We start from the raw sequence: 20,723 nt of genomic DNA on the forward strand, positions 1-20,723 counted from the left end.
GGGCGAGCGGTCCGGCGGTTCGGATCCCGCCACGACGGGGGCGGACACGCGTGAGGCCCGCCCCGGCGACGTGGCTCGTGCCGCGCTACGGCGCGCCGGTGCCGGGGACGGCCCGGACCCGGCGGGTGACACCGGGGCGGGCACGCCCGGGACCGCCTCCGCCGACCCGCCGACGGTGCGCCCCGCGGATGTCGCGCGGGAAGCGCTGCGTGCTGCGCGCCGGGCCGAGCCGAAGCCGGCGACCCCGGTCCCGGGACGCGCGCGTCACCCCCGCCCCGCGCGGAGCGACGCACCGGCGGCCCGCGCCCGCGCCCTGCGGGAACTGCTCTCCGGCGCCTTCCGACTGCCCGCAGATGCGGAGTCCCCGGAGGAGAAGCCGACCGAGACGGGCACTAACGGGCGCGATTCCCGGACCCGGACCACCGACGCACACGACGCCGACCCGATGCCTCCCCACCCGCAGGCCCGCAGCCAGGGAAGCGCCGGTACCCACGGCACCGACCGGCTGCACGCCGACGCCCGTGGTACCGACCGGACGGCTCCCGATCCCCATGCCGATGCCGACAGCACCGACCGGACGGCTCCCGCCTCTGACCCTGATGCCCGTGGCGCCGACCCCACGGCCCTCGCCCCCTATGCCGACGCGCGTGGTGTCGGCCGGGCGCATGCCGATGGCCGTGGCGCCAGCCCGACGGCTCCCGACCGCCATGCCGACGCGCGTGGCGCCGGTCGGGCCCACCCCGATGCCCGTGACGCCGACCCGACGGCTTTCGCCCCGCATGCTGACGCCGACACGCATGGCGCCGACCGGCCGCATGCCCATGCCCGTGACGCCGACCCGACGGCCCCCGACCCCCACGCCGCCAACCCTCCGCGCCCCCACGCCACCCCCCATGCCGCCAACCTCCCGCGCCCCCACCCGGCAACCCATGCCGCCAACCCCCCGCACCCTCACCCCGCCTCTCCTCCCCCCGGTGTCCGCGCGGCTCCCCCCGGCGTCCGCGCCGCCGTGCCCCGCACCATGGCCGCTCCCTCCCGGGACGGGGATCACCGGCGTACCTTCCCCGCCCTTCCCGCCGGAGGCACCGGTGGGACCGGGTTCGCCGAGACGTGGTGGGGCAATGCCTGGGTGGCGGCGTTGGAAGAGGGGGCGCTCGACCCCAAGCGGCTGGCGCGCGGGCGGGGTTACGCCGAGCAGGGGCACGTGGACGCCATCACCGTCACCCCCGGCCTGGTCCTCGCGTACGTGAAGGGGAGCCGCCCCCGGCCGTACCGCGTGCAGGTGCGGTTGCGGACGCTCGACGACGCCGACTGGGAGCGGTTCCTGGACGTCGCCGCCGAGCGGCCCGGGCATATCGCCGCGCTGCTCGACAAGGAGATGCCGCACTCCCTCGCCGAGTGCGGTGTGCCGCTGCTGCCCGGCCCGGGAGACCTGGAGCCCCAGTGCAGCTGCCCGGACTACGGCCACCCCTGCAAACACGCGGCCGCCCTCTGCTACCAGACGGCACGGCTGCTCGACGCCGACCCCTTCGTCCTGCTCCTGCTGCGCGGCCGCGGTGAGCGCGAGCTCCTGGACGCCCTGTCCCGCCTGAGCGCCGCACGGTCGGCCCGTGTCGCGCAGGACCAGGGACCGGCGCCGCTGCCGGGCGTACGGGCGAGCGAAGCTCTCGCGCCCCGCGAACTCCCGCCGCTCCCGCCGCCGCTGCCGGTCCCGCCGCACCCTGAGCAGCCCCCCGTCTATCCGGCGGCGCCGGGCGGCCCGGACCCGTTCGCGCTGGACCAGCTGGCCACCGACGCCGCCGCCCGCGCACACGCCCTGCTCGGCACCGGCCACGACCCGCTCGCGGAACTGACGCTGTGGCAGGACGCCGTACGACTCGCCGCGGCCCGCCCCGGAGCGGGCCTCACCGCCGGCACCCGCGCCCTGTACGCCTCGCTCGCCTCCGCCGCCGACCGCACGCCCGCCGACCTGGCCCGGGCGGTCGCCGCGTGGCGCCAGGGCGGCGAGCAGGGGCTCGCCGTACTGGAGGAGGCATGGGACCCGCCGGCCGGCCGCTTCGACCGGGCCCGCCCCCTGCTCCTTGCCGCCGACCTCCCGGCGTTCCGCCCCTGGCGCAACCGCCTCACCCACCCCCGCGGCCATGTCCAGCTGCGCCTCGGCCGCGACGGCCTGTGGTACGCGTACGAATCGGAACCGGGCCACGACGACTGGTGGCCGCGCGGCACCCCGGACCTGGACCCCGTCGGCGCGCTGACCGGCCTGGGCGGTCCGGCCGGGTCATGACGGCGGACCGGGCGCGCCCGGTGAAGAGCGTGTGAGGGTTCGTCGCCGAAGTCCGGGAGCCGGATGGGGGGAGTGGGGGACCGGGGGCGGGGCACCGAGGCGCGGACGCTAGCGTGGAGCGGTGAGTGAGACGAAGACCCCTGCCCTCCAGTACCGCTTCGACGGCCCGCAAGACGCCCCGGTCCTCATCCTCGGCCCGTCGCTCGGCACCACCTGGCACATGTGGGACCGTCAGGTCCCCGAGCTGACGAAGCAGTGGCGGGTCTTCCGGTTCGACCTGCCGGGACACGGCGGCGCCCCGGCGTACCCGGCCGGTTCGGTCGCCGAGCTCGCCACGCGGCTGCTCGTCACGCTGGACGGTCTCGGCGTGCCGCGCTTCGGCTACGCGGGCTGCGCGTTCGGCGGCGCCATCGGAGTGGAGCTGGCGCTGCGCAACCCCGAGCGGCTGGCCTCGCTCGCCCTGATCGCCGCCTCGCCCCGCTTCGGCACCGCCGACGAGTTCCGGCAGCGCGGGGTGATCGTCCGGACGAACGGCCTCGACCCCATCGCCCGCAGTTCGCCCGAGCGCTGGTTCACCCACGGCTTCGCCGGCGCCCAGCCCGCCATCACCGACTGGGCCGTACAGATGGTGCGCACCACCGACCCCGGCTGCTACATCGCCGCCTGCGAGGCGCTCGCCTCCTTCGACGTGCGCACCGAGCTGACCAGCATCGGCGTGCCCACCCTGGTCCTGGTCGGCTCCGAGGACCAGGTCACCGGCCCCGCCGAGGCCCGCACCCTGGTCGCCGGCATCCCGGACGCGCGGCTCGCCGTGGTCCCCGGCGCCTCCCACCTCGTACCGGTGGAGCAGCCGGCGGCCGTCACCGATCTGCTGGTCAGACACTTCTCCACCGCCTGGCAGCCCGCCTACGAGCCGTCCACCGGCCAGGTCGCCATCCCGGCGGCGCCCGTGCAGCCGGTCCTCGCCGCTGCGGCGCCGGTCGCGCCCCCGCAGCCCGCGCCCATCGCCGAGATCGCCCCCGCCGCCGTCCCCGCCCCGGTGGAGGGCGGCCGGCCGGATCCGTACGACGCCGGCCTGAAGGTGCGCCGCGAGGTGCTCGGCGACGCACATGTGGACCGGGCGCTGGCGCAGGCCGACGAGTTCTCGGGCGACTTCCAGGAGTTCGTCACCCGCTACGCCTGGGGCGAGATCTGGGACCGCCCCGGCCTCGACCGGCGTGCGCGCAGCTGCGTCACCCTCACCGCTCTGGTCGCGGGCGGCCACCTGGACGAGCTCGCCTTCCACGTGCGGGCCGCGCTGCGCAACGGCCTCACGCCCGCCGAGATCAAGGAAGTGCTGCTCCAGGCCGCGGTCTACTGCGGTGTACCGGCGGCGAACAGCGCGTTCAAGGTGGCGCAGCAGGTGATACGCGAGGAGACCACCCCCACCGAGTGAGCCCGCGCTGTGGCGCGGCGGGCAGGATGGTGCCATGAGGTTCACGAAGAAGACGCACGCCTGCGTCCGCCTGGAGAAGGACGGGCGGGTGCTCGTCCTCGACCCCGGAGGCTTCAGCGAGGAGGACGCCGCCGTCGGCGCGGACGCGATCCTCGTCACGCACGAGCACCCCGACCACTTCAGCGAAGAGCGGCTGCGCACCGCGATGGAGGCCAACCCGGCCGCCGAGATCTGGACCCTGCGGTCGGTCGCGGAGAAGATCTCGGCCGCCTTCCCGGGCCGGGTGCACACCGTCGGCCACGGCGACACCTTCACCGCGGCGGGCTTCGACGTCCAGGTCCACGGCGAACTGCACGCGGTCATCCACCCGGACATCCCGCGGATCACCAACGTCGGCTATCTCGTCGACGGCGGCCGCGTCTTCCACCCCGGCGACGCCCTCACCGTCCCCGACCACCCGGTCGAGACGCTGATGCTGCCGGTCATGGCCCCCTGGAGCAAGATCTCGGAGGTCATCGAGTACGTCCGCGAGGTGAAACCGCGGCGCGCCTACGACATCCACGACGCCCTGCTCACCGACCTCGCCCGGCCGATCTACGACAACCAGATCGGCGCCCTCGGTGGCGCCGAGCACCTGCGGCTCGCGCCCGGCCAGAGCGCGGCTCTCTGATTGTCAGTGCCGCCGGGTAGGTTGTGGGACATGCGTATCGCGACCTGGAACGTGAACTCGATCACCGCCCGCCTGCCGAGGCTCCTGGCCTGGCTGGAGAGCAGTGGCACCGATGTGCTCTGCCTCCAGGAGGCCAAGGTCGCCGAGGCCGCCTTCCCGGCCGAGCAGCTGCGCGAGCTGGGTTACGAGGCGGCGGTCCACGCGACCGGCCGGTGGAACGGCGTGGCGGTGCTCTCCCGCATAGGGATCGAGGACGTCGTCAAGGGCCTGCCCGGCGATCCCGGCTACGACGGCTCGGCCGAGCCCCGCGCCATCTCCGCGACCTGCGGCCCGGTCCGCGTCTGGTCGGTGTACGTGCCCAACGGCCGCGAGGTGGACCACCCGCACTACGCCTACAAGCTCCAGTGGTTCGAGGCCCTGAAGGCGGCCGTCGCGGGCGACGCGGCCGGCAGCCGCCCGTTCGCGGTGCTGGGCGACTACAACGTGGCGCCGACGGACGACGACGTCTTCGACGTGGCGGCCTTCGAGGGCCTGACCCATGTCACCCCCGCCGAGCGGGCGGCCCTGGCGTCCCTGCGCGAGGCGGGCCTGTCGGACGTGGTCCCGCGGCCCCTCAAGTACGACCACCCCTTCACGTACTGGGACTACCGCCAGCTCGCCTTCCCCAAGAACCGCGGCATGCGCATCGACCTCGTCTACGGCAACGAACCGTTCGCGTCGGCGGTCAAGGACGCGTACGTGGACCGCGAGGAGCGCAAGGGCAAGGGCGCCTCCGACCACGCGCCGGTAGTGGTCGACCTGGACGTGTAGCCCCTCACGGCACGGGCACCAGCGCCCGCAGATCCACCGACGCGGCCAGCGCCGCGAGCCCCGCGTCACCCGGGTGCAGATGGTCCCCGCTGTCGTACTCCGGCAGGAGGCGCGACGGGCGCGCCGGATCCCGCAGGGCCGCGTCGAAGTCCAGGACGCCGTCGAAGACCCCCGTGGCCCGGATCCACGCGTTCACCTCGGCCCGCTCCGCGTCGACCGCGGCCGTGCACTTGGCCGCGCCCTCGCACGGCACGATCGTGGCCGCCAGCATCCGCAGCCCGCGCTCGCGTCCCCGGTCCGCGAGCAGGCGCAGGCCCTCGATCACCTGCTCCGAGGTCGCGCCCGCGAGCACGTCGTTGACGCCCTCGAAGACCACCGCGGTCCGTACCGACGGCTGGGCGAGGACATCACGGTCGAAGCGGTGGGGCGCGTTCACCCCGGCGGTCTCCGTGGAGACGCCGTCCCCGGGGTAGCGGTCGGTGAGCACACGGTTGCCGGAGATCCCCTGGTTGAGCACGCCGTAGTGCGGCACCTCGTCCTGGCCGAGCAGCCGGGTGGCCAGCACATTGGGCCAGCGCCGGTTCGCGTCGAGGGTGGAATGCGACCCGTCCGTGATCGAGTCGCCGAGCACCACCACCGAACCCGGCCCGCCGCCCACGTCCACCCCGGCGAGCAGCGGCCAGCTGGTCAGGGTCGAGGTGTAGGCCGTGGCGGTACCGTCGGCCGCGTGGTCGCCCGGCTCGCTGAGGTACGACCGCTGGACCGCGAGCCGGTGCACCGGCGCCGCCGCCACCGTGCCGGGCAGATGGAAGCTGACCAGGAGGTTCGTGTCCGCGGGCACCGTGAAGCCCAGCGGGTCGCTGAACACCTGGGCGCCCGCCGGGATCTCGCTGCCCGCCGCGCCGCCGAAGGACAGCGGCACCGGCGCTCCCTGCGGCGTGGCGCCGGACGCCTGGACGGCCACCGTGGCGCTGCCGATCCGTACCGGCGCCGCCGCGAAGGTGTTGTCGAAGCGGACGCGCACCCGCGGCCCGCCCGCCGAGGTGTGCACGACCAGCCGCAGCGTCCGGTCGGTCCAGGGACCCACGGCCGGGTAGCCGCCGGTGGCCGCGGACCAGGTGCCGGTCCACCCGAGGGTGTCGGTGCGCACCGACACCGCGAACACATGGAGTCCGGCCGCGTGCGGCAGCCGTACCGACGTCACCTCGCGGTCGGCCGCGAGCGGCACGGTGACGACGTACAGCCGGGCCTTCTCGGTGAGCCGGCCGGCCGGTGTGTTGATGTGTGGGAGGGCCAGCGCCTTGGTGGCGAGCGGGCCGGTGCGCCAGTCGGGGGCGGTGAGCCGGTACGGGGTGCTGGTGCCGTCCGCGTACGCGACGGTGCCGGTGCCGGTCACGTCCGTGCCGGTGGTGCCGGCGACCAGGAAGGCGAGGGCGTCGCCGCGGCCGGGGAGGCGGATGTCCTGTCCGGCGGCGAGGACGTTGTCGGGCTCGCCCGGGGTGCGGTCCGGCCAGGTGAGACGGGCGCCCTGCACGGTGAACGCGCGGCCCGGGTGCCAGCCCGCGGCGGCCAGGTCCGTGGCCGACAGGGAGGCGCCCGAGCCGTCGAAGTCCGCCTCGCCGGGGCGGGCGTCGTCGCTGACCGCGGTGTTGTCGAAGAGCTGCTCCAAGGGCAGCGGCTCGGCCGCAGCCGTCGCCCCGTGGGCGGTCACCGATGTCACGGGCAGCAGCCCCGCGATCAGCGCGCACACGACCCCCGCGCCCCGAAGACTCAGCCGCACGTCCCGCCCCTCTCCTCCGTGACGCCCTTTGCTGACGTGATGTCAGGCGGGCACGAAGCTATGGACGTGGCGGGCGCAGGTCAACGAGGGTCGTGTGCACGGCGGCCGAACTCACCCGTTCGTCACGGCTTCGCGGTCACGGGCAGCCCCGCGACCACCGGGTGGTCGGACTCGACGGGGCCGAGGTTGGCGGCGCCGCCCGGGGAGCCGAGGTCGGCGAAGAACTCCGTGTCGGCCCGGCGGAAGTCGGTCCACTCGCCGGGGACGTCGTCCTCGAAGAAGATCGCCTCGACCGGGCAGACGGGCTCGCAGGCGCCGCAGTCGACGCATTCGTCCGGGTTGATGTACATCTTCCGCTGGCCTTCGTAGATGCAGTCGACGGGGCACTCGTCGACGCAGGCCTTGTCCTTGAGGTCGACGCAGGGCTGGGCGATGACGTACGTCATGAGCGACTCTCCGTGATCCAGATGGCGTTGCCGGGCTCGTGCGTGCGGTGAGGGTAGGAGGCGCGGCAGGAATGCGCGTGGATGTCGGATGGAGTCCGTCTCGAACCGGTTGCGCGGGTTAATTCAGCACCCGTAGACTTCAACGGAGGGTGAAATATTACGGCTCCGTGCCCGGCGCGGTGAAAGGACGTACCACCGTGTTCTCGGTTCTGGTGCTCGGTGCGACTTCCGCGCTGGCGTACGCGGCCGCGGCGGTCGCGCAGCGGATGGCCGCCCTGCGGGCCGCCGGGTCGCGGGGGGTCGGACTGCGGCGGTCCGGGGCGTGGTGGGTGGCGGTGCTGCTCAACGCGTTGGGGGCCGTGCTGCACACGGCCGCGTTACGGTACGGCTCGCTCGTCGCCGTGCAGATGCTCGGGGTGCTGACGCTGGTCGCGGCGCCCCTGCTGTCGTCGGGAGTGCTGCGGCAGCGGATGACGTCCGCGCAGTGGGCGGGGACGGCGTTGACGGTGGCCGGCGTGGTGGGACTGCTGGCGCTCGTCCCGTCCGCCGGGGAGAGCCGCACGCTGGACACGGGTGAACTGGTCGGGGTCGGGCTGCTGACCGCGGTCGCGATGGGAGTGCCGGTGGTCGCGGCGGCGGCCGCCCGGAGCGTGACGGTCGCGAGTCTGTCGTACGCGGCCGCGGCGGGGGTCGCCTTCGCGGCGGCGAGCGCGCTGGCGCAGACCGCGGTGCTCCGGGTGACCGGGGCCGGCTCGGGGACCATCACGTCGACGGTGCTGGTCGCGGGCGGGGTGCTGTTCCTCGCGCCGGCCGGGCTGCTGTTGTGCCAGCTCGCCTACCGGGGCGGACTGGCGGCTCCGCTGGCCACGGTGACGCTGGTGAACCCGGTGTTCGCCGTGGTGCTCGGGGTGGCGGTGCTGGGGGACCGGTACGCGACGGGGCTGATGACGGTGGCCGCCGGTCTGGTCGCGGCGGCCGCGGCGGGACGGGGCGTGTTTATGCTGGCCCGCGCGGAAACCCACGGCGCACCGGAGGGCTCCCGCCCGCAAGTCGCCGCGCCCGGCGGCCACTTCTGGGGGATACGGCTGCGCAGGTCGACCACGGTGGCGGTGGGGGCGACGCCGGAGCCGCGGCGGTGACGTCGCCGGGCTTCGGCCGGGCGGTGGGTTCCTTCCGTGTTCCCGTCTGCCGCCGCGTGGAGCCCCGCTCAAGGTTCAGTCCAGTCGCTCTCGTGGAGCCGAAGTGCCGGTCTTGTCGGGGTTCATGGCTCGTGCAAGTCTCGTGGGGGGTGAGTTCACCAGTTGTTGAGTTCCTCTTGTGGGTGGGACACGGCAGCGCCCCTATATCGCAGGGAGTTCCTATGAGCAGCACTGGCACCGGTCTCACCGTCCATCCGGAGGAGGCCGAGGCGTTGGCGTGGGTGATGCTGGCCGAGTTGTCGGGGACCGTGCCCGCGCCGCCGCCCGTGGAGCAGGTGGAGGACGGCGGTGAGGGATGACCGCCGATGCGGCCGTCGGCGTCCGGGACGTGGCGCCGCAGGTCAGGACGGAGGACGTGCGCGATGCCGCCCTCGCCTCCCGCGCCGCCGCCCGGCTGCTTGCCGGTACCTCCGGTGACGTACGGAACGCCGCGCTGCTCGCCATCGCGCGGCGGCTGACCGTCGACCCCGCCGACATCCTCGCCGCGAACCAGCGCGACCTGGCCGCCGCCCGGGACGCCGGACTCGGCGCCGCCGTACTGGACCGGCTGACCCTCACCCGCGAGCAGCTCCACACGCTCGCCGGCACCGTGCGCTTCCTCGCCGCCCAGCCCGACCCGGTCGGCGCCGGCGTGGACGGGACCGTCCGGCCCAACGGCCTGGAGGTACGGCGGATCAGAGTCCCCCTCGGTGTCATCGGGATGATCTACGAGGGCCGCCCGAACGTCACCGTCGACGCCGCCGCCCTCTGCCTCAAGAGCGCCAACTCCGTTCTGCTCCGCGGCTCCTCGACCGCCCGGCACACCAACGCCGCCCTCGTCGCCGCCATGCGCAAGGCCCTCGCGGACACCGGCGCACCCGTCGACGCGGTGCAGACGGTGCCCGGTACCACGCATGCCGCCGTACGCGAACTGATGTCCCTGCGCGGCCTGGTGGACGTCCTCGTCCCGCGCGGCGGCGCCGAGCTCATCCGCACCACCGTGCGCGAGTCCGCCGTACCCGTGATCGAGACCGGCGTCGGCAACTGCCACGTCTACGTCGACGAGCACGCCGACCTCGACAAGGCGCTGGCGATCCTGCTCGACGCCAAGACGCAGCGGACGTCCGTCTGCAACGCCGCCGAGTCCCTCCTCGTCCACGAGGCCGTGGCGCCCGCCTTCCTGCCCCGCGCCCTGTCCGCGCTGGCCGAACGCGGCGTGGTGGTGCACGGGGACGCGCGGGTACGGGCCCGGCACGCGGCCGTCGTACCCGCCACCGACGAGGACTGGGGCCGCGAGTATCTCGACCTGGAGATCTCCGCCGCCGTCGTCGGTTCGCTGGACGAGGCCGTCGAGCACATCCGGCGCTACGGCACCGGTCACACGGAGGCCATCGTCACCGACTCGCACACCGCCGCCCGCCGGTTCGTCGGCGCGCTGGACACCGCGGTCGTCGCCGTCAACGCCTCCACCCGCTTCGCCGACGGCGGTGAGCTCGGCCTGGGCACCGAACTCGGCGTCTCCACCCAGAAGTTGCACGCGCGCGGCCCGATGGGTCTGACCGCGCTGACGACCACCAAGTACGTCCTGGTGGGCGATGGGCACATCAAGGGCGGAACCGCCGCCCCGCTGCCCTAGACGGGAGGTCCGTTCATGCAGATACGCATCATCACGAAGACGAAGCCGGCGGGCCGGCTCGTGTACCGGGACGAGGCACGGCGGGTCCGCCGCCGCTCCGAGGTGCCGCCCCCGCTGGGGCTGGCCGGAGTGGAGGACGATCCCGCCGAGTTCCACATCGTCCGCAGCATCGACTGAGCGGAGCGGAGCGGGAAGGCGGAGCGGCCTCGGCAAGTCGGGCCCGTCGTGGGCCTCGTACGACAGGGCGGCGCCCGTCGGGGAAACCGACGGGCGCCGCCCTGCTGCCGGTCGTCAGCCGAGCCCGGGTCCGCCCGCGTCCCGTGCCGCGAACTCGCGGGCCGGCAGCACCCGTACGCTCACCTGCCGGCGCAGTTGTGACGGGAGCCCGCCGCGGGCCGCGGCCGGGAGCAGGACCAGGTCGTCCTGGTGGACCACCTCCCGGCCCGAACGGCCGCGCAGCAGCGACAGCTCCTGGAAGGCGAGCGAGGCCAGGCCGCGGGCGACCACACGGCCCTCCTCGTCGAGGAGTTCCACCGGATCACCCGCGACGAACTGGCCCGCCACCCGGGTCACCCCGGTCGCGGGCAGCGCCCCGCGGCCCTGCACCAGGGCCTGCACCGCGTCCGCCGTCAGCTGGACGCTGCCGCGCGGGCTGCTGGCGTGCTCCAGCCACAGCAGATGGTCGGAGCTGCGGTCGCCGGTGCGGTGGAAGAGGGTGCCCGTCTCCCGGCCCGCCAGCGCGTCGGCCGCGTGCCGGGCGGCGGTGAGGACCACCGGGACACCGGCCCCGGTCGCGATCCGGGCCGCCTCCACCTTGGTCTTCATCCCGCCGGTGCCCACCCCCGAATTGCCGGCGCCGCCCAACTCGACGTCCGCCAGATCCTGTTGGCCGTGGACGTCCTTCAGGCGCTGCGCCCCGGGCCGCCGCGGGTCGCCGTCGTACAGGCCGTCGATGTCGGACAGCAGCACCAGCAGGTCGGCGCGGACGAGGTGGGAGACGAGGGCGGCGAGCCGGTCGTTGTCGCCGAAGCGGATCTCCGAAGTCGCCACCGTGTCGTTCTCGTTGACGATCGGCACCGCGCCCATGGACAGCACCTTGGTCAGGGCGCGGTAGGCGTTGCGGTACTGGGCGCGGCGGCCGATGTCGTCGGCGGTCAGCAGGACTTGGCCGACCCGCAGGCCGTAGCGGGCGAAGGAGGCCGTGTAGCGGGCCACCAGCAGGCCCTGGCCCACGCAGGCGGCCGCCTGCTGCCCGGCCAGGTCCTGCGGGCGCTCGGCCAGGCCCAGCGGCGCGAGCCCGGCGGCGATGGCGCCGGAGGAGACGAGCACGATCTCGGTGCCCGTGGCGCGGGTGCGGGCGAGGACGTCGACGAGGGCGTCCACGCGGTCCGAGTCCAGGCCGCCGACCGCGGTGGTCAGCGAGGACGAACCCACCTTCACCACGATCCGCCTGGCCTTGAGGACATCGGGGCGCAGGGCCTCGGTATCGGGGGTCGGGGGCTTGGTGTCGGGGGTCGGGGGCTTGGTCATCGTTCCGCTCCCGTTTCGAGGGCGAGTTCCCGAGGCTCACTCGGGGCCGGCTCGCGTCGGTCTCGTAGGTCGCGCAAGAGCGCGTGCACGGTCTCCACGACCAGCACCGGACGCTCGTACGGCAGGTCATGGCCCTGCTTCGGCACGGTGTGCAGGTTCGCCCCCGGGATGTCGTCGGCCAGGCGCAGGGCCTGGGCGGGTGGTGTGTAGCTGTCCAGGGCGCCGACGAGGATCCGGGTCGGCACCCGGCCGAGCGCGCCGAGGCGGCCCGCGCAGGCGTGAGTGGTGAGCGCGGCGAAGAACTCGGCCACGATCAGCGGCGGGATGGTACGCAGCGCGTGCGCGTCGGCCCGTGCGGTGTCGGTGCCCGGGCCGCGCCCGAACAGGGCGTGCCAGATCGGGGCGGTCGAGGGGTGGGACAGCGGTCCGGTGAGCAACCGGTGCACGGCCTTGGCCCAGCCCGGCGAACGCAACATGCCGTCGGAGACGAGCCGTTCGGCGTGCGCCCTGCGCTGCGCGCCCCGGTCCTGCGGTACGAAGGGGACCGCCCCGACGTCCTCCACGCAGGTCGAGAACAGCGCGACGCCGCTGACCCACGGCCCGAACAGATCGGGCCTGGCCGCGGCGAGCTGCTGTACCGCCATGCCGCCCATGGAGTGGCCGACGAGCAGGACCGGCCCGTCCTCGGGTGCGGTCGCCCGGCGCAGGACGAGGTCCAGGTCCCGGCCGAGCAGCGCCATGTCCAGCGGCGCCTGCCCCCGCGTGGACCTGCCGTGCCCGCGCTGGTCGTAACTGACCGCCCGCAGCGCGGGAAAGCCGGGCCGGGGCCGCGTCAACGCGTCGATGTGCGGCCGCCAGTCGATGGCCGACATGGTCCACCCGTGCGACAGTACGACGGTGGCCTCGGCCTCCGGCGAGCCGTGCGCGTAGACCACGATCTCCGCGCCGTCTTCCGTGATGACGGTCCCCGCGAGCCGCCGGTCCTGCCCCATCCGTACGGGACTCATGACGCACCCCGCTCACCGGCAGGGGCCCCCGGAACGGGCCGGATGGTGATGGTGATCCGAGGACTGCCGGGGGCGACGAAGGTGCGCGCGGACCTGCTGGTGAGCGTGACCCGAGGGCCGGTGGGCAGACGGCGCGCCTTGGGCATGAGGGGCATGCGGGTCCGGTCGGCGATCATCGACCGCGAATCCCGCCGCTCTGCGGCCGCCGACTCCGCCGAGGACCCGACACCGGCCGACCGACGGGCGGGCTCCACGGAGGACCCGGCACCACCGGCCGACCGAGGAGAGGACTGCGCCCCGTCGTCTGCGGTCGCAACTCCGGGTCCGGCACCGGCGCCCGGCGCTCGGGATCCCGGCGGCACGGGGGTACGCCGGCCACCTGGCCCGTCCGCCGCAGCCGGGGAGACTCCCCACCCGCCACCGACGCCCGGCGCCCGCCGTCCACCCCCCGCCAGCGGCACCCCCCGTCGGTCCGCAGGTACCGGCCCCGCCGGATGGCCTCCGCCGGAGGGGAGTTGGGGTTGCTGGGGGCCGGGCGGCCGGGCCCGTGAGCCGTACCGGGGGAGTGGGAGGCCGCCCAGCGATGCCACGCCGCCGCGTATGGCGGGGCGTTCGACGCCGGTCACCTCCCCTGTGTCGGCGCCGGACCGGCGCACCCGTTTCCTGGGCGCCCGCGGGTTCGGCATGCCGCTCACCGGGCCGCGGGTGCACGACGACGCCAACTCGGCCAGTTGCCAGGCCTGTTGGACCTGCCCGAAGCTGATGCCGAGGGCGCCGGCGATCCGGCGCGGGGTCCAGCCGTGCCGGCGCAGGTACCACACGTACGCCGGCCGCTCCCGGGGCGTCGCGCTCAACCTGCGCCCGCCACCCGCGAGATACGCGGCCAGCTCCGCGGCCGTCGACTCCAACGTGCCGGCGATACGCAGCAGCTCACGCCGTTCACGCGCGTTGAAGCCGCCCCAGATCCCGGCGCCCTCGTCGTGGACCAGGGCCTCGCGCAGACACTCCCGGGCCACCGGGCAGCGCCCGCACAGGCGTTTGGCCATGGCCTCCCGGTCCACGCCGCCGGAGGCGCCGGGGAGGGGGAAGAAGGTCTCGGGGTCGGTATCGCGGCAGGCGGCGCGTTCGGTCCAGGGGTCGGGGTCCGCGTAGTGCGGTGGTGCGTGCATGGCGGTCGGCCCTTTCTCGGTGTGATCCCGGTGGCCGGTGCTTTGGGCTGTCCTCTCGGATTGAATTCCATACGCGTTGAATTTCGCTCTAGCTGTAGTCAACTACCGCCTCGTACCTTCTAGTTGCGAGGTCGACCCAGGGGAGTGTCCGACAGGGGAAGCCCTCGAAAGCAACGTTCCTGCATCGCCGTGTGCCGTCGAGCGCGCGCTGTTTGTCATGCGCGCTCGACGATCTGCGCCCTTGAGGCGCCCGCGAAGGACAGCACCGTCAGACACCGGGGGGAGTGTTCGGCATGCGCGATTTTCCAGACGAGAGTCAACCGGCGGCGACTGCGACGCCGTTCGGGCGCCCGATCACCGGGCCGGACGTGGTGAGTGCCTCCTTCTTCCGCTGGCTTCCCACCGCTTTGGAGACGTCGTGCCCGTCATCACCGCACCCGTTGTCGCTCTGCCCCGCTACCAGGTGACCACCGACGAACTCATAGAACGGGTGTCCGAGTTGTACCCGGACCACCCGAGACTGCGTCTCGTCCGGCAGATCATCCGCCGCTCCTCGGTCCGCACGCGCTGGTACACACGCCCGCTGGAAGAGCAGTTCCGCGCCGACCGTCCGGTCTTGGAGTGCCACCGCGAGCATCTGCGGGAGTCACTGGATCTCGCGGAACGCGCAGGACGCGCGGCACTGCGGGAGGCCGGGCTGAAGCCGGAGGACGTCACCGCTCTGGTCGTCTCCAGCGCCACGGGGCACAGCATGCCGGGACTCGACGTCCTGCTGATGGAGCGGCTCGGCCTGTCCCCATCGGTCCGGCGTATACCCGTGACCCAGATGGGCTGTGTCGGAGGCGTGTTCGCGGTCTCCACGGCCGCTGAGCTGGTGAAGGCCCGCCCGGACGCCATCGTGCTGGTGGTGTGCGCGGACGCCTTGAGTCACCACTTGCACCCCGGCGACACCGGCATGGACGGGATGATCTTCAAGGCCATCATCGGTGACGCGGGCGGAGCCTGTGTGGTCCGGGAGCGGGCGACGGGCCCGCACATGGAGGTCGTGGGTTCCTGGGAGTTCCTGGACGTCGGCGGCAAGGACGTCGTCGGTAGTCGTATGGAGGACGACGGCGTACACGGCTTCAACTCCCCGCGCCTGACGCAGGTGGTCGGCGGTGTTCTGCCGGAGCTCAGGGAATGGCTGAAGGCGACCGCGCCCGCCGGCACAGACGGCACCCCGGAGTTCCTCGTCTCGCACACCGGAAGCCCTCGGATCCTGGACTGTCTCTCCGACGGTCTCGGCTGCCCTCCGGAGATGTTCGGACTGGCCCACGACTCACTGCGCGAACTGGGCAACCTGGGATCTGTGTCCGTGCTGGAGGTCTTGGAGCGGACCTTCGCCAAGCGGCCGGAGCCGGGGGCGCGCGGCCTCATGGTCGGGGTGGGTCCCGGTGTGTGCCTGATGGCGCTGAGGACCGTCTGGCGCAACAGCGTCTGAACGGACGTCGCCACAGCGGTCCCGCAGCCATCGCTGTATCACCACGCAGTTGACACGGGCGGGCGGCCCTGCGTCAGGACCGCCCGCCTCCGCTGTACGGCGTGGCGCCCCGGCGGGGATCAGTCCGACTCGCCCTCGTTGTACCGACGGGGCTGCAGCTCTGGGGAGAGCCGCTGCTCCAGCGCCGGCACTACCCAGGCCAGGAACTCGGCATACTCCATGCTGGCCAGAGGCTGGATCTGCAGGACGTAGCGCATGATGGCGAGCCCGGCGAGATGGCTGGCGGCCAGCGACGCACGAGTCTCGGCGTCGGGCAGGTCCCGGTAACCGGAGGCGTTCGCCCAGGACTTGGAGCTCGCCTCGACACGGGCCCGGAGCACGTCCGAGGTGGCACTGTCGGCCATGCCCGCCCGGTAGATGGCGGTCATGGCGTAGCGCGTCTTCTCGTTCTCCCAGAAGGAGAAGTAAGTCTGCGCGACCCAGGCCGCCTGGGTGGTGGCGGTGTCGCCCATCGGCGTCTCCTCGAAGGCCATCGAGACGCTGAAGGAGGAATTGATCGCGGCGTCGAACACCCCCTCCTTGTTCACGAAGAAGTGATGCACCAGCGCCGGGTCCACCTGGGCGGCCTCGGCGATCGCCCGGATCGTCGTCCGGGCGTAACCCCGGTCGGCGAAGAGATGGAGGGCCGCTTCCAGGATCTGGTCGCGGGTTCCGCTGTCCCCTGGGCGACGCCCGCTGCGGGCACGCCTCGGACGGCTGCGCCGAGCGGACGGAACGTCGGTCGAGTCGGTCTTCCCGGATCCTCCCGACATCGAAGCGGAACCGTCTGTGCGCCTGGGTTTCATGACATCACTGCACTTCGGACGAGGTCTGTCGGAACAATTAATTCACTGTACAGTGAAAATATCTTATCAGGTGGGTCACCCCGAGGCCATGACCATACGGAGTCTTGGGCTCTTCCTTACTCGGCCGCCAGCACCGTCCGCAGCGACGGCGTCACCAGCTCCGCCAGCGCCGCCACCGGCAGGTCCGCGATCGGCCGCAGCCGCAGGACGTACCGGGTGAACGCCACCCCCAGCAGCTGCGCCGCGAGTATCCCGCTGCACGCCGCCGCGCGCTCCGCCCCGAGGGCGCCGCGCAGGCTGCTGGTGAACTGTTCGTGCAGCATCTGCCGCAGATGCTCCGCCGCCCGCTCGTTGGTCGCCGCGCAGCGCAGCAGCAGCCGCATCGAGCCCTCGGCCAGGTCGTCCTCCCACGGCGCGAGGAAGTGGGTGACCAGCGCCTGCGGGAGCAGCTCCGGGGGCGTGCCCGTGAGGTCCGGCAGGTGCAGGTCCACGTCGAGGGCGGCGTCGAAGAGCTGTTCCTTGCTGCCGTAGTAGCGCATGACCATGGAGGGGTCGATGCGCGCCGTGGCCGCGATGGCCCGGATCGTCGACCGCTGGTACCCGTCGGCCGCGAAGTGCATCCGCGCCGCCCGCAGTATGGCCTCGCGGGTCCGCTGGGAACGCCCCGAGATCAGCTGCTGTGCCATGGCGACGAACCTTTCTGCTTCCGATCCGTGCTGGTGCCCGCGCGGCGGCACCGGGCCGCCGCGCGGGAGTGCGGCCGGCGGTATCACTCAGGGCCGGCCGCGGTCGTGCCTCGTCAGGTGCGGTCGGCGGAGGCGGGCGCCGTGTCGGTGGCTCCGGACTGCTCCCGCCGGGACGGCCGGGCGAGGGCCGCCGCCCCGGCGGTGCCGGCGGGCTGCCGCGCCGGGGTGGGCCCCTCGGTGCCGCACCAGCGGTGCAGGGCCTGCCGTACGCGCGCTTCCCGGCCCGTCGGCGACGATGTGCTGTCCACCCAGGCAGCGTAGCCGTCGGGGCGGACCAACACCGCGCTGATACCGGCGAGTTGCGGAACCGGACCGTCCACCCGGACCGGGCAGACCCGCGAGCCCCAGGCGTCCGCGACCGCCGCGGCCCCGCCGTCCCCGCCCAGGTCGAGCAGGAGGAAGCGGCCGTCGCGCATCAGCTCGTACAGCCGTACCGGCGCGCCCTCCGCCTGCGGCACCGCGAGGTCCGGCACCCGCTGGCCGGGGCGCAGCCGGGCACCGCCGAGCGCGGCCGGCCGGCCCCGGCCGGCGTAACCGGCGCGCAGTCCGGACAGCGCCTCGCCGGCGAACTTCTGGATCCGGCGCTGCCCGAGGAGCCGGCTCAGCACCACCCGGCGCAGACCCGTCACCACCGGCGAGGGGTGGGTGGCCATCCGGGTGGCGTGATCGGTGGCCTTGAGGATCTTCTGCGCCTGCGGCCGGCGCTCGCTCTGGTAGGTGTCCAGCAGTCCGGCCGGCGCCCAGCCCTGGAGCGTGGCGGCCAGCTTCCAGCCGAGGTTGACGGCGTCCTGGATGCCGAGGTTCAGGCCCTGCCCGCCGAGCGGGGAGTGCAGATGCGCCGCGTCGCCCGCGAGCAGCACCCGGCCGGTGCGGTACTGGTCCGCGAGCCGCTGGTGGATCTTGAACCGGGCCATCCAGCGCGGCTCGTGCGGCTTGGGGTCAAAGCCGAGGACCTCCGTCAGCCGCTCGGACAGCTCCTCCAGCGTCACCTCGTCCCGCGTCCACGGGTGGTCCCGGTGGCCCACCGCGATCCGGTGGAAACCGTCCCCGAAGGGGATGGACACCATCATCGCGCCGCCGCCGCAGAGGATCGCGACGTCGTTCGGCGGCGGCGTCTCGAGCCGTACGTCCGCGAGAATCGGCGCGATGTCGTACGTACGGCCGCGGAAGGCGATGCCGGACAGCTCGCGCACCGCGCTGTGCGCCCCGTCGCAGCCGACGACGTAGTCCGCGGTCTCCTCCCATTCGCCGGACTCGGTGCGCACCTGCAGCCGGACGCCTGTCGCGTCCTGCTCCAGGCCGAACACCTCGGCCCCGCGCTGCACGATGACCCCGAGATCGATCGCGCGCTGCTGCAGCGCCTCCTCGGTGCGGCTCTGTGGGACGACGTACAGCGCCGGGAAGGGGCTGTCGCTCGCGGTGAAGTCGATCACCGCGCCCTGCGCGGGCAGCATCCGGCCGACCGGCCGGCCCACCGCGGTGAGCGCGTCGGCGTGGCCGCGCAGGTCGAGCACCTCCAGGGTCCTGCTGTACAGGGCCATGGCACGGGATTGCGCGGACGCCTCCGTACGGCGCTCCAGGACGGTGCAGGAGACTCCGGCGGCGGCCAGCTCGCAGGCCAGTGCCAATCCGGTGGGTCCCGCTCCGACGATGATGACGGACTGCTCAGGGGTGGGTGCCATGGGTCTCTCCTTGGACATCGGTCAGCGATACGGCCGGTGCGGGCTGCGCACCGGAAGCGGTGGACGGCCGGCCGGCCCGCGCCGCCCAGGCACCGCAGCCGAGGGCCAGGGCGCCGAGCAGCAGCCAGCCGACGGCCCCGCGCTGCACCACGAGGAACGTGACGACGAGCGGACCGTAGGTGTTGCGGGCGGCGTTGCCCAGGCTGAAGAAAGCCAGATACACCTGACGGCGGTCCTCGGGCGCGAGGTCGTAGGAGATGGCCCAGGCGCCCGCCTGCTGGTGCATCTCCGCGAACGCCTGGAAGGCCACCGCCGCGAGCAGCACCGTCACCGCCCAGGCCGTGGGCAGCTCGCCGGTCGCGGCCAGCGCGCAGCAGCCGACGGCGAGCAGCAGACCGCTCAGCCGCAGTGCCCGGCCGCCGTCCGCGGCGCTCTCGATGCCGCGGGTCGCCCGTACCTGGAAGAGCACGACGACGACCGTGTTGAGCACCAGCGTCCAGGCGATCACGGACCGGGGCAGCTCGTCATGGGCCAGCACCCACAGCGGGATGCCGATGGTCAGCACCGTCACATGCAGGCTCACCACGGAGTTGAGGACGGTCAGGCCGGTGAACCGCCGGTCCCGGAAGACCGCCAGGCGCCGCCGCCACGGCAGCGGCCGGCCGCCGCCGCCCTGCCCGGCCGGCAGCCGGGCCACCAGCGCGGCGGCCAGCACGAACGACAGCGCGTTGCCGTGCACGACGGCCAGGTACACCCCGTCGCTGTCCCACAGCAGCGCCCCGGCGGCCGCCAGCCCGCCGAGCGAGAGCCCCAGGTTCTGCAGCGAGCGGGCCATGCCCATCGCCCGCACCCGCTGCCCGGACTCCACCGCCGCCCCGAACATCCCCTGCACCAGCGGCGAGGCGGCCCGGTCGGCCACCGCCAGCAGGGACACCACGAGCAGGAAGGGCACGAAACCGGAGGCGAACGGGTAGCACGCCAGCAGCGCCGCCCGGGTCAGATGGGCGGCGATCAGCATGGTGCGCGGACCGGCCCGGTCCGCCAGGATCCCGGTGGGCACCAGCAGCGCGAACGACACCGCGCCGGCGACCGCCAGACCGAGCCCCACCTCACTGCTGCCCAGGTCCAGGTAGCGGGTGAGGAAGACGACGGAGACCGCCATGTAGAGGCCGCTGCCGAGGGCGTCCACGAACACCGCGGCCAGCAGCGCCCGGGCGGTGCGCGGCAGCCGCTCCCGCTCAGCGGACTTCTTCATGTCGGCTCCGATCGGCGGACGTTCTAGTAGTAGTCGCGCATCAGATCGTCGACCCACGCGGGCTGTACGACGTCCTCGCGCGGCCCGAACTGGGTCAGATACGGCTTGATGTCGAGCACGGGCGTGCCGTCCACGGCGTCGAGGCCGCGCACATGGACGTCGAGCCCGTCGACCTTCAGCAGCCGGCAGCGCGAGACCCCGATGCGGTTGGGGCGGTTCTTCGCACGCTGGGCGAAGATCCCGGCCCGCGGCCACTCGGGGTTGCCCCGCGGATGCCGCGCCCCGGTGTGCACCTTCTCCGGGGCCACCCGGTGGAAGTGGAAGACCACCTCCAGATGGGAGAAGGCGTCCAGGCCGAGCAGCGCCTCGGGACCGAACCGCTGCCCGTCCAGCCGGATCACCGAGGTGACGTCGCCCCAGTAGTCGTCGGAGAGGTCACTGCGGTCGCTGTGGACGCGCCCGATCGGCACCAGGTCGGTGACGGCGCCCGGCCGCGGCTCCTCCAGATGCGCGAACCACACCTCGTCCCGGACCAGCAACTCGCCCGCGACGGCCCGCTGGACGGTCAGGAAGATCCCTTCCGCCGGGACGTTCAGCAGCTCGGCGAGCCGCTGCTGGATCAGCCGGAGCAGCGCGCCCACCTGGTCCTTGGTGTAGCTCTCCTTGCACACCACGAACCCGACCGGGGCCGGGGGAGTGTCCGGGACGCGCCACTCGGGCCGGTGATAGGTGCCCGGTTCAAGACGCTGCCACCACACCCAGCAGTGACC

Annotated in this window: 19 protein-coding genes; 9 read left to right on the plus strand and 10 right to left on the minus strand. The window is 73.7% G+C overall.

Annotation, left to right across the window (positions count from 1 at the left end; genetic code table 11):
- Positions 1-445 precede the first annotated feature (445 nt).
- The 4 genes from ACFYW5_RS31730 to ACFYW5_RS31745 all read left to right on the plus strand — a co-directional run bounded on the left by ACFYW5_RS31730 (position 446) and on the right by ACFYW5_RS31745 (position 5,199).
- Positions 446-2,284 (plus strand): SWIM zinc finger family protein, encoded by a 1,839-nt coding sequence (locus ACFYW5_RS31730; RefSeq protein ID WP_389420602.1) that lies wholly within the window; start codon positions 446-448, stop codon positions 2,282-2,284.
- Between the two features lie 121 nt (positions 2,285-2,405).
- Positions 2,406-3,719 (plus strand): 4-carboxymuconolactone decarboxylase, encoded by a 1,314-nt coding sequence (gene pcaC, locus ACFYW5_RS31735; RefSeq protein WP_389420570.1) that lies wholly within the window; start codon positions 2,406-2,408, stop codon positions 3,717-3,719.
- A gap of 34 nt (positions 3,720-3,753) precedes the next feature.
- A complete protein-coding gene (locus tag ACFYW5_RS31740) occupies positions 3,754-4,389 on the plus strand; it encodes an MBL fold metallo-hydrolase (protein WP_389420571.1) in 636 nt (211 codons plus the stop codon).
- 30 nt (positions 4,390-4,419) lie between these two features.
- Entirely contained in the window at positions 4,420-5,199 is a 780-nt protein-coding gene (locus ACFYW5_RS31745) for an exodeoxyribonuclease III (RefSeq protein ID WP_389420572.1), read from the plus strand.
- A 4-nt stretch (positions 5,200-5,203) separates the two neighbouring features.
- Here ACFYW5_RS31745 and ACFYW5_RS31750 read toward each other — a convergent pair whose 3' ends face one another.
- Positions 5,204-6,979 (minus strand): SGNH/GDSL hydrolase family protein, encoded by a 1,776-nt coding sequence (locus ACFYW5_RS31750; protein ID WP_389420573.1) that lies wholly within the window; start codon positions 6,977-6,979, stop codon positions 5,204-5,206.
- Between the two features lie 122 nt (positions 6,980-7,101).
- Positions 7,102-7,425 carry a ferredoxin gene (gene fdxA, locus ACFYW5_RS31755; RefSeq protein ID WP_389420574.1) on the minus strand — a complete coding sequence of 108 codons (324 nt, stop codon included), beginning with the start codon at positions 7,423-7,425 and terminating at the stop codon, positions 7,102-7,104.
- Positions 7,426-7,622: 197 nt separating this feature from the next.
- Between fdxA and ACFYW5_RS31760 the strand changes: the two genes are divergently transcribed.
- The 4 genes from ACFYW5_RS31760 (at position 7,623) to ACFYW5_RS31775 (ending at position 10,416) form a co-directional block, all read left to right on the plus strand.
- Positions 7,623-8,564, plus strand: coding sequence for a hypothetical protein (locus tag ACFYW5_RS31760; RefSeq protein WP_389420575.1), 942 nt, complete (start codon positions 7,623-7,625; stop codon positions 8,562-8,564).
- A gap of 221 nt (positions 8,565-8,785) precedes the next feature.
- Entirely contained in the window at positions 8,786-8,923 is a 138-nt protein-coding gene (locus ACFYW5_RS31765; RefSeq protein WP_389420576.1) for a hypothetical protein, read from the plus strand.
- Positions 8,920-10,239: a glutamate-5-semialdehyde dehydrogenase gene (locus ACFYW5_RS31770; protein ID WP_389420577.1), complete on the plus strand. Its 1,320-nt coding sequence runs from the start codon at positions 8,920-8,922 to the stop codon at positions 10,237-10,239. Before ACFYW5_RS31765 ends, ACFYW5_RS31770 begins: the two co-directional genes overlap by 4 nt.
- A 15-nt stretch (positions 10,240-10,254) precedes the next feature.
- Positions 10,255-10,416, plus strand: a complete 162-nt coding sequence (locus ACFYW5_RS31775; RefSeq protein WP_389420578.1) for a hypothetical protein — start codon at positions 10,255-10,257, stop codon at positions 10,414-10,416.
- A gap of 114 nt (positions 10,417-10,530) precedes the next feature.
- Here the strand turns inward: ACFYW5_RS31775 and proB are convergent, their stop codons facing one another.
- Genes proB through ACFYW5_RS31790 form a run of 3 tightly spaced genes read right to left on the minus strand, consistent with a single transcriptional unit; the run spans position 10,531 to position 13,945 of the window.
- Positions 10,531-11,769, minus strand: a complete 1,239-nt coding sequence (proB, locus tag ACFYW5_RS31780; RefSeq protein WP_389420579.1) for a glutamate 5-kinase — start codon at positions 11,767-11,769, stop codon at positions 10,531-10,533.
- Positions 11,766-12,776, minus strand: a complete 1,011-nt coding sequence (locus ACFYW5_RS31785; RefSeq protein WP_389420580.1) for an alpha/beta fold hydrolase — start codon at positions 12,774-12,776, stop codon at positions 11,766-11,768. The genes proB and ACFYW5_RS31785 overlap by 4 nt, the downstream gene beginning before the upstream one ends.
- A complete protein-coding gene (locus ACFYW5_RS31790; RefSeq protein WP_389420581.1) occupies positions 12,773-13,945 on the minus strand; it encodes a WhiB family transcriptional regulator in 1,173 nt (390 codons plus the stop codon). Before ACFYW5_RS31790 ends, ACFYW5_RS31785 begins: the two co-directional genes overlap by 4 nt.
- A gap of 418 nt (positions 13,946-14,363) precedes the next feature.
- Here ACFYW5_RS31790 and ACFYW5_RS31795 point away from each other — a divergent pair, with 418 nt between their 5' ends.
- A complete protein-coding gene (locus ACFYW5_RS31795; protein WP_389420582.1) occupies positions 14,364-15,425 on the plus strand; it encodes a type III polyketide synthase in 1,062 nt (353 codons plus the stop codon).
- Between the two features lie 119 nt (positions 15,426-15,544).
- Here ACFYW5_RS31795 and ACFYW5_RS31800 read toward each other — a convergent pair whose 3' ends face one another.
- From ACFYW5_RS31800 to ACFYW5_RS31820, 5 genes are all read right to left on the minus strand, one after another.
- Complete coding sequence (locus ACFYW5_RS31800) at positions 15,545-16,237, minus strand: TetR family transcriptional regulator (protein ID WP_389420583.1); 693 nt, start codon at positions 16,235-16,237, stop codon at positions 15,545-15,547.
- A 149-nt stretch (positions 16,238-16,386) separates the two neighbouring features.
- Complete coding sequence (locus ACFYW5_RS31805) at positions 16,387-16,956, minus strand: TetR family transcriptional regulator (RefSeq protein ID WP_389420584.1); 570 nt, start codon at positions 16,954-16,956, stop codon at positions 16,387-16,389.
- A gap of 113 nt (positions 16,957-17,069) precedes the next feature.
- Positions 17,070-18,698 carry an FAD-dependent oxidoreductase gene (locus ACFYW5_RS31810; protein WP_389420585.1) on the minus strand — a complete coding sequence of 543 codons (1,629 nt, stop codon included), beginning with the start codon at positions 18,696-18,698 and terminating at the stop codon, positions 17,070-17,072.
- Entirely contained in the window at positions 18,682-19,953 is a 1,272-nt protein-coding gene (locus ACFYW5_RS31815) for an MFS transporter (RefSeq protein ID WP_389420586.1), read from the minus strand. Before ACFYW5_RS31815 ends, ACFYW5_RS31810 begins: the two co-directional genes overlap by 17 nt.
- 23 nt (positions 19,954-19,976) lie before the next feature.
- Positions 19,977-20,423: an SAM-dependent methyltransferase gene (locus ACFYW5_RS31820; protein ID WP_389420603.1), complete on the minus strand. Its 447-nt coding sequence runs from the start codon at positions 20,421-20,423 to the stop codon at positions 19,977-19,979.
- Positions 20,424-20,723 lie beyond the last annotated feature (300 nt).

Source organism: Streptomyces sp. NPDC002779 (assembly GCF_042888685.1).
In the GTDB taxonomy this organism is placed as follows: Bacteria; Actinomycetota; Actinomycetes; order Streptomycetales; family Streptomycetaceae; genus Streptomyces.